1 protein-coding gene is annotated in these 598 nt (G+C 68.1%); it reads left to right on the top strand.

Going from position 1 to position 598, the window contains the following annotated elements; translation table 11 throughout:
• Positions 1-249 precede the first annotated feature (249 nt).
• The coding region (locus ACLD7X_RS17920) for a redoxin family protein (RefSeq protein WP_425625464.1) at positions 250-598 on the top strand (349 nt) is incomplete at its 3' end.

Genomic DNA, 598 nt, shown 5'->3' with positions numbered 1-598 from the left:
CCCCGGCCTTTGCGGCGCTGGCGGGATACCTGGCCTTCTACCCCGCGCCGATGGACGCCTGCACCGTGGCGGGCCTGCCGGTGACGCCCCAGCCGGGGCGGTTCTATGGCGGCTGGGTCACGCCCAACCTGTCGGGGCGCATCAAGGGCGCGCCCGGCACCGAATTCTGGTAGCGGCTGGACAGGGCGGCCGCGTCGTCTATGGTCGCGCCGCTTGCAGGGAGAGACAGCCAGAATGACACCGCAGACCGTGCCCGACGCCACCTTTCACACCCGCGTGCGCAATGACGCGCTGGGCGGGCCCAACCCCTATGAATGGAAGCTTCTGTCCAGCGACGACGTGTTCGCCGGGCAGCGCGTGGTGCTGTTCGGCGTGCCGGGCGCCTTTACCCCGGCCTGTTCGGACAGCCACCTGCCGGGATACGAACGCGCGCATGACGATTTCCGCGCGCTGGGCGTGGACCGCGTGGTGTGCCTGTCGGTCAACGATGCCTTCGTGATGTTCCAGTGGGCGAAATCGCGCGACATCGAGAAGGTGTTCATGCTGCCCGACGGCAACGGCGAATTCAGCCGCAAGATGGGGATGCTGGTCGATCGCA

This window comes from Aphanothece microscopica RSMan92 (assembly GCF_046613545.2).
Taxonomy (GTDB): Bacteria; Cyanobacteriota; Cyanobacteriia; order PCC-6307; family Cyanobiaceae; genus NIES-981.
The sequence above is the reverse complement of the archived record's forward strand: the minus strand, read 5'-3'. Positions and strand labels throughout refer to the sequence as shown.